This is a genomic window from Acerihabitans arboris, assembly GCF_010131535.1.
GTDB classification, from domain to species: Bacteria; Pseudomonadota; Gammaproteobacteria; order Enterobacterales; family Enterobacteriaceae; genus Acerihabitans; species Acerihabitans arboris.
Genome location: NZ_WUBS01000002.1, coordinates 340245 through 353618 on the forward strand (window position 1 = coordinate 340245; position 13374 = coordinate 353618).

The following is a 13374-nucleotide window of genomic DNA, read 5'->3' on the forward strand; positions in this document are numbered from 1 at the left end:
CATGGGGATGACTTGATCAAGGAGACGACGTTGATTTTGTCCGAATATACTATTCCAGGGATGTTGATACGCGATCGCCTGGTCACCGTGCCGCTGGACTGGACCCGTCCCGAAGACGGCCGCACCATCAAGATCTTCGCGCGGGAAGTGGTTGATCCGTTGCTGCGCGACGCCGATTTACCCAAGCTGGCCTATGTCCAGGGCGGCCCCGGCGGCAAAGGGCCGCGCCCCGGCGGCGGCGGTCCGGCGTGGCTGGCGGAAGCGCTGAAAACCCACCGGGTGATCCTGGTCGATCAGCGCGGCACCGGGCGCAGCACCCGCGTGGAATCCGCCACCCTGTCCGCGTTCGGGCATGCCGACGCGGCCGCCGATTATCTCTGGCTGTTTCGCGCCGACAGTATCGTGCATGACTATGAATACCTGCGCACCAGCGTATTCGGCGGCGGGCGATGGGAAATTCTGGGCCAGAGCTACGGGGGATTCATCTCGCTGAGCTATCTGTCAATGGCGCCGCAGGGCCTGGCGGCCTGTTATATCACCGGCGGCCTGGCCGGGCTTGACGCCGATGCGGACGATGTCTATCGCCGCACCTACCCGCGGGTTGCCGCGAAAAATGACATCTATTACCGGCGCTACCCGGATGACGACTCCCGTATCGCCCGGGTGGCGGAAGCGATCGCCGCCCATGACGTGCGCCTGCCGGACGGCGATCGCCTGAGCGTACGGCGCCTGCAAACCCTGGGCAACGATTTTGGCATGGCGCCGGGGTTCGAAAATATCCACTGGCTGATGGACGAAGCCTTTAGCGACCAGGAAGAAACACGGTTATCCGACCATTTCCTCGCGTCGGTCATGGCGCTGACCTCGTATGACGGCAACCCGCTTTACGCCGTGCTGCAGGAAATCATTTACGGCCATGACGACCGTGCCGGCCGGTGGAGCGCGGAGCGCATGCGCACGCAGTTCCCTGAGTTTGCCCCGGAGCGCCGGCCGCTGTTGTTTACCGGCGAGATGATGTATCCCTGGATGTTCGAGGAAATCCGTTCGCTGCGGCCCTTCCGGGAGGTGGCCGGGGTGCTGGCCGGACGCGGCGGCTATCCGCCGCTGTATGACCATACTCGGCTGGCGGCCAACGAGGTGCCGGTGGCGGCGGCGGTGTATCATGACGATATGTTCGTCGACGCCGGCCTGTCGCTCGATACCGCCGGCCGGGTCGGCAATCTGCAGGCCTGGGTGACCAATGAATACCAGCATGACGGCCTGCGGCAATCGGCCTCGGTACTGCGCCGCCTGCTGGAGGATATCCGCCTGCGCGGCGGGCCGATCCGCTAGGCCTGGCGTTTTTTATACTGGCGGCAATAGACGTTATGATCCACATAACGATCGCCGATCTTTTCCGCCCGCACCTGGCAATAGTCGAACACAAACCCCAGCCGCTGGGCCAGCCGGTTGCTGGGACGGTTGGCCACCCCGCAGCGAATGATAAACTGGTCCAGTTTGCCCGTATCGCCATACCACGCCATCAGCGCCGTCACCGCCCGGGACATCACGCCCCGGCCTTCAAACCGCGCGGCCAGCCAGTAGCCGATTTCCGCCTGCTTGTCGTTGATGGTGTTAAAGGAGAGGATGCCCGCGATCGCGTCATCCCAGCGCACCACGTATACCGCCGATCGCCCTTCGGCAAAATCGGCCCGGTTATGACGTATATTGGCCAGGGTATCACCGACCTCATTGATCAGCGGCGGCCAGGACAGATGCCTGCCCAGCCGCTCGCGTTCTTCGCGCACCAGGTTAAATATGGCCGGCGCATCGCTTTCCAGCTGTAACGAGAGTTTTAGCGAGGGGGGACTTATGAGTTCACGGTAATCCGTCATGCCTGTTCCTTACTATGACTGTGAAGCATCGTACTGTTTGACTAAGCTGCTGTTGATGATGCCATGCCCGGTACCGGCGCCGGCACCGGCCTGCCGGAGAAATAGCAGGTCAGGCTATCCAACACCCGCGCGAACATCGCTTCCAGCGCCTCGGGTGAACGCGCGGCCACGTGCGGCGTCAGGATAATATTATCAAGCGCCGTCAGCGCGGCGGGAACCTCTGGTTCGCCCTCCACCACATCCAGCGCGGCGCCGGCAATGGCGCGGCGCCGCAGGCAATCGATCAGCGCGCCGGTATCCACCACGCTGCCGCGGGATACATTAATCAAAAAGCCGTCGGCGCCCAGCGCCTCAAGCGTGCGGGCATTAACCAGATGCCGGGTGCCCGCGCCGCCAGGAGTGCACACCACCAGGAAATCAGCCCAATGCGCCAGCGCATCCACCGTGTCGCAATAGCGCAGTTCGCTGTCGGCGCGCGGCTGCCGGTTATGGTAAGCCACCTCCATATCAAACCCCTGGGCGCATCGTTTGGCGATTTTCAGGCCGATATTGCCCAAGCCCAGGATCCCCACGCGCCTGCCCGTCAACTGTGGCCGGGTCTGGCGCGCCTGCTGCCATTCCCCGCGGCGGACTGCCCGATCGAGACCGGGAATATCGCGCACCATGGCGGCCAGCAGCGCCAGCGCGTGATCGGCGACGGCGGTATCGTTGGTGCCCGCGCCGTTGGCCACCATAATGCCCCGCGCCCGCGCGGCATCCAGATCCACTTTTTCATACCCCACGCCCTGGCAGCAGATCAGGCGCAGGTTGGGCAGCGCGGCCATGTGCGCCTCGCTCAGGCCGATGGAACCGATGGTCAGCACCGCGTTTATGGAGGAAGGGTCAAAGGCGCCGTCGGCGGGCAGGATCGGGCTATGCTCGTTTTCCCGCAGCGCGGGGCAAAGGCGAAAACCGGCCTGCTCGAAGGCGGGCCGGAGCGCGGCGGGAATATCGACATGCAACAATAGCGAAATAGGCATAGGTCAGATAAAAAAAGGGAACGTATTTATAACCATACATGAGATATATGACGCGTAAAAGTATATACATCCTAATTAGCGTAAGATCACCGGCCCCGCCCGATGTCGCCCCGCCGCGGCGTGGAGCCGGCGCTTATTTGCCGGCCTGCTCTTGTTGCGCCTTGAACTGCGGATTGACCAGCATAAAACCGCCGTCGACGATCAGCGACTGCCCGGTGGTATAGGCGGCGCCGTCGGAGCCGAGCCAGGCAACCAGCGCGGCAATCTCAAGGACATGGCCGGGGCGCCCCAATGGAATGCCCGGCTCCTTGATCGTCCAGGCGTCATCCTCGCGCATATTGTTGATGGGGGTGGCCACCATGCCGGGCGCCACCGAGTTGACCAAAATGCCATAAGGGGATAATTCCAGCGCCATGGATTTGGTCAGGCCGCCAAGCCCATGTTTCGCCGCCGTATAGGCGCTGGCCTCCGGCAAGGGGGTATGTTCATGGACCGAGGTGATGTTGACTATCCGCCCGCCCCGCCCCTGGTTGACCATTTGCCTGGCGGCGCGCTGCGCGCAAAGGAAGGCGCCGTCCAGCACGATGGAAAACGTCGAGCGCCAATCCGCGAAGGACAAATCCAGAAAAGGACCGGCGGCGCTGGCGCCGGCATTGTTCACCAGCATATCAAGACGCCCGAAAGACCGGCTGAATTGATCGATGACCTCCGCCGCCGCCGGTAGTTGGGTCAGGTCCAATTGCAGCACCTGCGCCTTACGGCCGAGTTTTTCGACTTCGCCGGCGGTTTCTTCGGCCCCTTCCCGGTCTGAATGCCAGGTAACGCCGATATCATAACCCTGCTTTGCCAGCGCGACGGCGCTGGCTTTGCCAATCCCCGAATCGGATGCCGTGACCACGGCGACTTTTGCTGCGGGCTGAGTCATGCTTCTCTCCTCAAATATCATCAACGCCAACATGTAGCGGCTTGTCTCAGGAGTATAGCGTTTCCAGCCCAAGTTACCGGCGGGGCAAAGCCCCCCGCCCGGCACGCATGGCGCGACCGCCAGCCTCAGCGCAGGTAGCGTTGTTCCAGGACACGCATGGCCGCATCGCCCTGCAGCTCAATAATGTCCTTTACCGTCGGCAACGTCCGATCGACCTGATTAATGCCGCCGTCCCGCCGAATCTGGGCAAAAACCTCCCGCATCGCCCCCACCGCCGCGCGGATGGCGTGATTGCCGTAAATCACCAGCCCAACCTTGCCCAGGCTGCGGATGTCCCGTTCGGTCAGCTGCGGGTAGGCGGTGGGCACCAGCACCAGCGGCGCTTCCCCTTGCCAGGCGGCGATAAAGGCCAGGATTTCATCCGGCGCGGGCTGTTTTGAGTGGATCAGGATGGCGTCCGCTCCCGCCTCAACGTAAGCGCGCGCCCGCATCAGCGCCTCCTGCTGCCCGAGTCCCGCAATCAGCGCCTCGGTGCGGGCGATAATCATCAACCCCACGTCGCGGCGACTGGCGCAGGCCGCCGCTATCTTACCCTGGAACTCCGCCACCCTGACCAGCTCCTGGCGGCCGTCGGCGCGCAGGCTGGTATCCTTGGGGAAGGTCTTATCCTCCATGACGATGGCGCTGACCCCGGCGGCCTCATACTGCGGCACCACGAAGGCGACGTTGACCGCGTTGCCAAAGCCGGTGTCGATATCGGCGATTACCGGTATCTCAACCGTGGCGGCGATGGCGCGCATCATCTCCAGGTGGGTGGACATGGACAGGATGCTGGCGTCCGGCACCGCATAACTTGCCGAGAGCTCGAAGCCGCTGCCCCAAACGGCATCAAAGCCCGCCTGCCCGGCAAGCTTCGCCGACAGGGGATTATGCGCTGCCATGGCATGGGCCAGCGCGCCGGGACACGCCATCTTGTCGCGCAGCGCCTGATAAGGCGGGCGGGCGCGGGGTTGGTTGACATTCATTTTTTTCTCCTCTTTGACTATCCTTGGACTACATCCATGAAAATATATCACGCCATGCGAGCATTCAATTACCAGCAGGATTTTGACAATACGGATTTTCGGCAACATCCCGAGCTATACCAGGTAGGGCGCGGCGAACAGGGCGTGCTGTTGGTACAGCCTTATAAAAGCGAGATACTGCCCCACTGGCGGTTCAAAAACGCCGACATCGCCAGGGCATCCGCCGAAAAAATTCATGCCATGTTCGAGCATTATCGTCGGCAGGACGATTTTGTCGGCATGGATATGGCGCGCAAATTTATCCAGATGGGGTATACCCGCGCCCGGCGTTATGCCAACCACCAGGGCGGTAGAAAATATGCCGCCGACGGCACGGTGCTGCCCTATGGCCTTGACCGGCAAAAGGCCGACGCCGCCGCGGTATTTAAGCTCTATTGGGACCGGCTGCGCGCGGACGACGATTACCTGCGGCGCAAGAAGTCCCATCAGCAGCGTTATGGCTGACGGCGATCCCTGCGCGGGCCGCATTTGCCGCATCGACGATCATGTGCCACTTTGTAATCATCATAATTTTTATAATAAGTATTTTTTTTAATTTTTTCGCTTGGGAGAGTCCGTATGGAGATGTTAAGGAACCTCAATTTTTTCCGGCTTATCACCTCCGGCGATTTTTGGCTGAATATCGCCATTATTATCGCCGCCACCCTCATCATCCATTGGGTTATCTCCAGGGCTATCCAATTGGTGGGCCGCAGGGTAAAGCAATGGAGCACCGGCAGGCACAGCGCTCTCTACCAGATAGCGGTTGAAATGCTGGACAATACCAAACGGGTGCTGATCCTGTTCACCGCCTTTTTGATCAGCATGCGGTTTATTGAGCTGCCCGGGACCTGGCACAGCGCCCTGGCCCACGGCTGGTTCCTGGTCTTCGCCATCCAGATAGCGTTGTGGCTGGACAGCGCCACCCATGTCTGGTCGCAAAACGTGGTCAACCAACCCGGCGCGGTGCGCAACACGGTGACCATGGTGATCCTGGGCGTGATGATCCGCCTGTTGATTTGGGCGCTGATGCTGCTGTCGATCCTGGGCAACGTGGGGGTAAATATAACCGCGCTGGTGGCCAGCCTGGGCGTCGGCGGCATCGCCATCGCGCTGGCGATCCAAACCGTGCTGAGCGACGTGTTCGCCTCGCTGGCCATTGGTTTCGACAAGCCTTTTGTTATCGGCGACTTCGTGGTGTTTAACGATATCGCCGGCACCATCGAGCATATCGGGCTGAAAACCACCCGCATCCGCAGCCTGAGCGGCGAGCAGATCGTATGCGCCAACGCCATATTGCTGCAGCAGACGATCCACAACTATAAACGCATGCAGACCCGCCGCATCGTATTTACCTTCGGCCTGGCCTATTCAACGCCGCCGGATCGGCTGCGCCTGGTGGGGCCGATGATCAAGCGCATCATTGAAGAGATTGAGGAAACCCGTTTCGACCGCGCGCATTTCCTCTCCTTTGATAATTTTCGCCTGACCTATGAAGTAGTGCATATCGTCGCCAGCGCCGATTACAATAAATACATGGATATCCAGCAGGAAATCAATATCCGCCTGATGGAGGAGCTGGCAAAAATGGACATCAAACTGGCCATTCCCACGCAAAATATTTTGTTTACCGAACGTGAGTTCCCGCAAATCAAGGTGTTGGAACCCGGTCCGCCGGATAAGACGGCGATGCCGGCGGCAAAGGCGGCTGAATGACGATGCGCGCTCCCGCATCGACGGGAGTCACGTCATCGCGCAAGACAAGTGTTAACGGTAGAGTTCGGCGTCGCCCGACCAGTCGCTGGAATCGCCCGAATTTTCGACCCCGACGATGCGGTAATACGGCGCATTTTCCTGTTTGGCTTTTTGTCGCAGGGCATTAATCGCGTCATCGGTGGAACCCGCCAGGCCGGATATCGATACCGTGCCGATGCTTTGGTGGCCCGCCGCCTGCGCCTGGTTAATTTCCTGCGTCGCCTGGCTTGGGAATGATATGCCGGCGACTATCGATGCAAATATATAGGGTAATATTTTCATAGCAAGATCCTCGATTTGACAAGATCACACGCCCGGCGCGCCAATAATTATTGCTGGATAGGCGCATTCCTCACAGCATGGTAATAATGTCATTACGCCCGGGGAACGTAACGATTAAAATAACCTTAGGCTCTTATAATGGCGCCTGACACCCGGCCAATGTAACATAATTTAACGGCAGCCATATATTAGTGGGATTAATGTATATCATACCCACTATCAAGCCGGCCGCTGCCATTTTCTTTTTATTGATAATTATCATATTTTAAACTAAAGCCCGTTTTTTCTGATATTTAAATAGGCCGACAACAAAAAAGATGACAAATATTTACTATGGTAAGACACATTATCTCACAGATGGAATAAGCATCACGATGTTCAATATAGGCGACATAACCCGGCCCGCGGACCGGCCCAGTCTGGGCCGGTAACAATTAACTACACATTCAGTGATTGAAGAATGGGTTCCGCAATCCGATACTTAGCCTGTATCAGGGCGGGAAATTGCCCCGGAATCAATACCCACAGCTAAGGAGGCAACATGGATACCGAGCTATTGCTGCGCATTGCCCTTGCCGGCGGATTAGGCGCGCTGATTGGGCTGGAGCGACAGCTGAGGGCCAAGGAGGCCGGTTTACGCACCCATATCCTGGTGTGTATCGGCAGCGCGATGTTTATGATTGTCTCAAAATACGGCTTTGCCGACCTGCTGGCCAACGGACATAATATTGCCCTCGACCCCAGCCGCATCTCCGCCCAGGTGGTCAGCGGCATCGGCTTCCTCGGCGCGGGCACTATTATGCTTAATAAACAAATGGTCCGCGGCCTGACGACGGCGGCCGGGCTGTGGGTCACCGCCGCCATAGGACTGATCGTCGGCAGCGGCATGTATGCCATCGGTATTTTCGGCACCCTGATGACGCTGGTGGTGCTTGAAGGCATCCGGCAACTGAGCAACCGGCTTATCGGCCAGCGTTATATGATCATGCTGTCGCTGGCCCCCGCCGGGATCGATTTGGTGATGCAGACATTAAGAAAACGCCATATCCGGGTAATACGATCCTCGGTGGCGCGTAATGATGATGAGAATAAAGACTGTAAAATGACGCTGGAAGTCATGATGCATGCCCGCTATAAACCGGCGGAAATCTATAGCCAGCTGCTGGCCATCGAGGGCATGCACAAAATTGATATCCGTTAGCCTTATTTATGCAGGCATTGACCCGGCGTGACCTTTACCACGCCGATAAGTTTTGCGTCATTACCGTAGTAATTATAATTCGACGCCACACCCATTTTCGCCAACGAACTCTTAGCGGTGCAGTATTTATTTAATATATTAGCAAATAAAAAATCATTAATGTCTTTGCCGGTAATCTGGCCGCTATTATAATGAATCAACGTGTAGTTATAAACAAAAGTTTCATCCAGCGCCAGGGTATTATCCAGCCGGGTTTGCTCGTCGACCATCATCGGCAAGGTCGAGTTCATTTCCGAGGCGGTTTGCAGCAGCGATTGAGAGAGGGAAGAACGTTTGGGATAGACAATTTTTCCCGATTCAAATCCCACGAATTTACTGATAAACGCGCCAGCCAAGACCGCGGCCAGCGCCATGAGCCAACCGGCCCGTTTTTTAGATAAATTCATCCTGAATACCTTCCACAAAAAGCCAACGCCAATCAAAACCGATTTGCAGTATAATACCTACAATAACCACCACCGCACAGACCATGACGAGCCTCCTATTAAAAATAACAGCCTTTCCCGATTCAGTCCGCGCCGTCCCCCCGCCCCGATGCGGGGGCCCCGGCGCGTCATTTTATTCAACAAGCCTTATGATGTCCTGCCGCAGTTTACCGACGACGCCGGACGCCTGACGCTGAAACACTATATCCCGATACCGGATATCTATGCCGCCGGCCGTTTGGATCGCGACAGCGAGGGATTGATGATCCTGACCAATGACGCCAAATTAAAGACCCGATTAACGCAGCCCGCCGAAAAAGCGGCTAAGATTTATTATGTTCAGGTGGAAGGCGAGCCTGAAGACGCCGCGTTAAAGCTTTTGCGCACCGGCGTCACCTTAAGCGACGGGCCGACCCTGCCCGCCGGCGCGCAGCGCGTCAAGGAGCCCGTCTGGTTATGGGCGCGCACCCCGCCCATCAGGGAGCGTAAAGCCATCCCCACCTGCTGGCTTAAAATCACCTTATATGAGGGCCGTAACCGGCAGGTCAGGCGCATGACCGCCCATATCGGCCACCCTACCCTGAGGCTTATCCGTTATCAAATGGCGGATCAGACCCTGTTGGATCTGGCGCCGGGGGAATGGCGCGAAGTCCAGTTATGACACCCGTAGTCATTACGGATGCCCGCCCCGGGCATCCCGGTATCCGCAAGCGTTAAGGAGCGCGCATGTTCAAGCCGCATGTCACCGTTGCCTGTGTTGTCCAGGCGGAGGATTCCTTTTTGATTGTCGAGGAAACCATTCACGGCAATCCCCGCTGGAACCAGCCGGCGGGGCATTTGGAAGCCGATGAGACCATTGTCCAGGCCGCCCGGCGCGAGCTATGGGAGGAGGCGGGCATCCACGCCCAGCCCCAGGCGCTGCTGCGTCTTCACCAATGGATCGCGCCCGACAAAACGCCTTTCCTGCGCTTTTTGTTCGCCATTGATTTGCCCAAACGCGTTACCGCCATTCCCCAGGACGATGATATCGATCGCTGCCTGTGGCTACCGGCGGACGAGATCCTGGCGTCGGGCCAACTGCGTTCGCCGCTGGTGGCGGAGAGTATCCTGTGCTATCAACAGGATAAACGCTATCCGGTGGATATACTTAACTCGTTCCAGTGGCCCTTCGCGCTGTAATCGCTCTTTCTGTCACCCGTGGACGGTGGCGCGCGGGGTGCCTGCCGTGGTAAAATCCGCCGCCTCGTATCACCAGCGCGCGGCGTAAAGGCGCGCTACCCCGTTTGTGAGAATCCCATGTCAGAAAACAGTCAGCTTAAAGCGATCGTCGGTATGTCCGGCGGTGTTGATTCATCCGTCTCCGCCTACCTGTTGCAACAGCAGGGTTATCAGGTGGAGGGACTGTTTATGAAGAATTGGGAGGAGGACGACAACGAGGAGTATTGCACCGCAGCGAGCGATCTGGCCGACGCGCAGGCGGTCTGCGATAAACTGTCGATCCCCTTGCATACGGTCAACTTCGCCGCCGAGTACTGGGATAACGTGTTTGAACTGTTCCTGGCGGAATACAAAGCCGGGCGCACGCCCAACCCCGACGTGCTGTGCAATAAAGAGATCAAGTTCAAGGCCTTCCTGGAATTTGCCGCCGAAGATCTGGGCGCCGATTTTATCGCCACCGGCCATTACGTGCGCCGCCGTGACGTGGCGGGCAAAAGCCAGCTGCTGCGCGGTCTCGACGATAATAAAGACCAGAGCTATTTTTTATATACCCTCAGCCATGGCCAGCTGGCGCAGTGCCTGTTCCCGGTGGGCGAGCTGGCCAAGCCGGAAGTGCGGCGCATTGCCGCCGAACTGGGGCTGGTGACCGCCGGCAAGAAAGACTCCACCGGCATCTGCTTTATCGGCGAACGCCGGTTTCGCGAGTTCCTCGGCCGTTACCTGCCGGCCCGGCCCGGCCCGATACTGACGGTTGAAGGGCAGCGGGTCGGCGAACACCAGGGGCTGATGTACCACACGCTGGGGCAGCGTAAGGGGCTGGGCATCGGCGGCACGCGCGAAGGCAACGATGAACCCTGGTACGTGGTGGACAAGCTGATGGACGATAACATCCTGGTGGTGGCCCAGGGCCATGGGCACCCGCGCCTGATGTCGGTCGGCCTGGTCGCCGGGCAGCTGAACTGGGTGGATCGGCTGTCCCTGGCCGGGCCGTTGCGCTGCGTGGTGAAAACCCGCTATCGCCAGCAGGATGTCCCCTGCCTGGTCGAGCCGCTGGCGGACGGGCAGATCCGGGTGCTGTTCGACGCGCCGGTAGCGGCGGTGACGCCCGGGCAATCGGCGGTATTTTATCTTGATGAACTGTGCCTGGGCGGCGGCGTCATCGAGTCCCGGCTGCCGCTGCAGGATTAGTCCGCGCGGCGCGGGCATCCCGCGCCGAAGCCCGCGCCTTTCCCCGCCCGCCGCGTAAACCTGATCTGGGTTTACCCCGCGTTTTGTGGCATGATCGACGGCAATGACCTAAACGACTTATCGCCGGGCTGTCCCCGGCAGGCGGTTAAACGCCGCCCGCGCGAGATAAAACGCCATCGCATAATCAGGGAAGTGTACAGGAGTGACCTTGGCTAAGAATTATTATGATATTACGCTGGCATTGGCGGGGATCTGCCAAAGCGCGTTGTTGGTCCAGCAATTGGCCCATAAGGGAATGTGCGACGACGCGGCGCTCGAAGTGTCGCTGCGCAGCCTGCTTGACCTCAATCCGCCCGCGACGCTGGCCGTTTACGGCAATCAGGCGGCCAATATCAAGCCCGGCCTGGAAGCGATGATGGGCATGCTTAACGCATCGCGCGAGGGCGTGGGGGCGGAACAAACGCGTTATACCCTGAGCCTGATGGTGCTGGAGCGTAAACTGCACGCCAATAAAAGCGCCCTGGACGAACTGGCGAAGCGCATCGGGCAGCTCGATCGCCAGCTGTCTCATTTTGATTTAATGTCCGACACCGTGATAAGCGCCATGGCGTCGATTTACGTGGACGTCATCAGCCCGCTGGGTCCGCGCATACAGGTTACCGGCACGCCGGCGATGCTACAGAACCTACAGGTACAGGCCAAGGTACGCGCCGCGTTATTGGCCGGTATTCGTTCCGCAGTGCTTTGGCAACAGGTGGGCGGCGGCCGTTTGCAACTGATGTTCGGCCGTAACCGTCTGTTCAGGCAGGCCCGGCAAATTCTTGCACAATGTTGAAATCTATCCCAGGAGTTGCTATCGATGGAATTATCCTCACTGACCGCCGTTTCCCCCGTTGACGGCCGCTACGGCGATAAAGTCAGCGCCTTGCGCGCTATCTTCAGTGAATACGGCTTACTGAAATACCGCGTCCAGGTGGAAGTGCGCTGGCTGCAAAAACTGGCCGCGTGCGCCGACGTCAGCGAAGTTCCGGCTTTCGACGACCGCGCAATCGCTTACCTTGATGAATTGGTCGCCAACTTCAGCGAGCAGGATGCGGCCCGCATCAAAACCATCGAACGCACCACCAATCACGACGTGAAGGCGGTGGAGTATTTTCTCAAGGAGAAAGTGGCCCCGGTGCCGGCCCTGCACGCCGTAAGCGAGTTTATCCATTTCGCCTGCACGTCGGAGGACATCAACAACCTGTCCCATGCCCTGATGCTGCAAACCGCCCGACAGGATGTGATCCTGCCCTACTGGCGGAAAATCATCGACGGCATCAAGGCGCTGGCGCGGCTGTACCGGGATATTCCGTTATTGTCCAGGACCCACGGGCAGCCCGCCACCCCTTCCACCGTCGGCAAGGAAATGGCTAACGTGGCCTACCGTATGGAACGCCAGTACCGGCAGCTCTCGCAGGTGGAGATCCTCGGCAAGATCAACGGCGCGGTGGGCAATTACAACGCGCATATCGTGGCGTATCCGCAGGTGGACTGGCACCGGTTCAGCGAAGAATTCGTAACGTCGCTGGGCATTAACTGGAATCCCTATACCACGCAGATTGAGCCCCACGACTACATTGCCGAACTGTTCGATTGCATGGCGCGCTTTAATACCATCCTGATCGACTTCGACCGCGATGTTTGGGGCTATATTGCCCTGAACCATTTCAAACAGCGCACCGTGGCCGGTGAAATCGGCTCGTCCACCATGCCGCACAAGGTCAACCCGATTGATTTTGAAAACTCGGAAGGCAACCTGGGCATGGCCAACGCCATCATGGGCCATCTGGCCGGCAAACTGCCGATCTCGCGCTGGCAGCGCGACCTTACCGACTCCACCGTGCTGCGTAATCTGGGGGTCGGCATCGGTTATGCGCTCATCGCCTACCAGTCGACCCTGAAGGGCGTCGGTAAACTGGAAGTCAACGGCGATCGTTTATTGGCGGAGCTGGATCAAAATTGGGAAGTGCTGGCGGAGCCGATCCAAACGGTAATGCGCCGCTACGGCATCGAAAAACCCTATGAAAAGCTGAAGGAATTAACCCGCGGCAAACGCGTCGACGCCGCCGGCATCCAGGCCTTTATCGATGGCCTGCCGCTCCCGGAAGACGAAAAGACCCGGCTGAAGGCCCTGACGCCGGCGAACTACATCGGCCGGGCGGTTACCATGGTCAATGAATTGAAATAACGCTTCCGTGGCGGGAAATGCGCGCATTGAACGCTCCGGTTAAAGCTCTGTTGAAGATAAGTTTAGCCATCCTCTGGGATACTCTCCCAAAAGACGTCCACCAGCCCAGGGGATTGTTTTTACAAGTTTGCAG

Annotated in this window: 15 protein-coding genes; 9 read left to right on the plus strand and 6 right to left on the minus strand. The window is 58.8% G+C overall.

Annotated features, from left to right (window positions below; all coding sequences use genetic code 11):
• Positions 1-30 precede the first annotated feature (30 nt).
• Positions 31-1332, plus strand: coding sequence for an alpha/beta fold hydrolase (locus tag GRH90_RS03760; RefSeq protein WP_218586208.1), 1302 nt, complete (start codon positions 31-33; stop codon positions 1330-1332).
• Here GRH90_RS03760 and GRH90_RS03765 read toward each other — a convergent pair.
• From GRH90_RS03765 to GRH90_RS03780, 4 genes are all read right to left on the minus strand, one after another.
• Complete coding sequence (locus GRH90_RS03765; protein WP_162364550.1) at positions 1329-1874, minus strand: GNAT family N-acetyltransferase; 546 nt, start codon at positions 1872-1874, stop codon at positions 1329-1331. The two genes, GRH90_RS03760 and GRH90_RS03765, sit on opposite strands and share 4 nt — an antisense overlap.
• A 41-nt stretch (positions 1875-1915) precedes the next feature.
• Positions 1916-2893, minus strand: a complete 978-nt coding sequence (locus tag GRH90_RS03770; RefSeq protein WP_162364551.1) for a 2-hydroxyacid dehydrogenase — start codon at positions 2891-2893, stop codon at positions 1916-1918.
• A gap of 133 nt (positions 2894-3026) precedes the next feature.
• Positions 3027-3818 (minus strand): SDR family oxidoreductase, encoded by a 792-nt coding sequence (locus GRH90_RS03775; protein WP_246235855.1) that lies wholly within the window; start codon positions 3816-3818, stop codon positions 3027-3029.
• Between the two features lie 125 nt (positions 3819-3943).
• A complete protein-coding gene (locus GRH90_RS03780) occupies positions 3944-4843 on the minus strand; it encodes a phosphonopyruvate hydrolase (RefSeq protein WP_162364552.1) in 900 nt (299 codons plus the stop codon).
• 54 nt (positions 4844-4897) lie between these two features.
• Here GRH90_RS03780 and GRH90_RS03785 point away from each other — a divergent pair, with 54 nt between their 5' ends.
• A complete protein-coding gene (locus GRH90_RS03785; RefSeq protein ID WP_162364693.1) occupies positions 4898-5347 on the plus strand; it encodes a DUF4385 domain-containing protein in 450 nt (149 codons plus the stop codon).
• A gap of 114 nt (positions 5348-5461) precedes the next feature.
• The gene (locus GRH90_RS03790; RefSeq protein ID WP_162364553.1) at positions 5462-6598 is read left to right on the plus strand and encodes a mechanosensitive ion channel family protein; all 1137 of its coding nucleotides are present in this window, start codon (positions 5462-5464) and stop codon (positions 6596-6598) included.
• Positions 6599-6649: 51 nt separating this feature from the next.
• Here the strand turns inward: GRH90_RS03790 and GRH90_RS03795 are convergent, their stop codons facing one another.
• Positions 6650-6919 (minus strand): YdgH/BhsA/McbA-like domain containing protein, encoded by a 270-nt coding sequence (locus tag GRH90_RS03795; RefSeq protein ID WP_162364554.1) that lies wholly within the window; start codon positions 6917-6919, stop codon positions 6650-6652.
• A gap of 541 nt (positions 6920-7460) precedes the next feature.
• On the opposite strand from GRH90_RS03795, the gene GRH90_RS03800 reads away from it, so the two are divergent.
• Positions 7461-8120, plus strand: coding sequence for an MgtC/SapB family protein (locus GRH90_RS03800; protein WP_162364555.1), 660 nt, complete (start codon positions 7461-7463; stop codon positions 8118-8120).
• A 2-nt stretch (positions 8121-8122) separates the two neighbouring features.
• Here GRH90_RS03800 and GRH90_RS03805 read toward each other — a convergent pair whose 3' ends face one another.
• Positions 8123-8566: a hypothetical protein gene (locus tag GRH90_RS03805; protein WP_162364556.1), complete on the minus strand. Its 444-nt coding sequence runs from the start codon at positions 8564-8566 to the stop codon at positions 8123-8125.
• 97 nt (positions 8567-8663) lie between these two features.
• On the opposite strand from GRH90_RS03805, the gene rluE reads away from it, so the two are divergent.
• The 5 genes from rluE to purB all read left to right on the plus strand — a co-directional run bounded on the left by rluE (position 8664) and on the right by purB (position 13241).
• On the plus strand, positions 8664-9266 hold the full coding sequence (rluE, locus tag GRH90_RS03810) for a 23S rRNA pseudouridine(2457) synthase RluE (RefSeq protein ID WP_312857169.1): 603 nt from the start codon (positions 8664-8666) through the stop codon (positions 9264-9266).
• A gap of 65 nt (positions 9267-9331) precedes the next feature.
• Positions 9332-9784, plus strand: a complete 453-nt coding sequence (locus GRH90_RS03815; RefSeq protein WP_162364558.1) for an NUDIX domain-containing protein — start codon at positions 9332-9334, stop codon at positions 9782-9784.
• A gap of 117 nt (positions 9785-9901) precedes the next feature.
• Positions 9902-11011, plus strand: coding sequence for a tRNA 2-thiouridine(34) synthase MnmA (gene mnmA / locus GRH90_RS03820; RefSeq protein WP_162364559.1), 1110 nt, complete (start codon positions 9902-9904; stop codon positions 11009-11011).
• Positions 11012-11219: 208 nt separating this feature from the next.
• Positions 11220-11846, plus strand: coding sequence for a high frequency lysogenization protein HflD (gene hflD / locus GRH90_RS03825; protein ID WP_162364560.1), 627 nt, complete (start codon positions 11220-11222; stop codon positions 11844-11846).
• 24 nt (positions 11847-11870) lie between these two features.
• Positions 11871-13241 (plus strand): adenylosuccinate lyase, encoded by a 1371-nt coding sequence (gene purB / locus GRH90_RS03830; protein WP_162364561.1) that lies wholly within the window; start codon positions 11871-11873, stop codon positions 13239-13241.
• Positions 13242-13374: the final 133 nt, after the last annotated feature.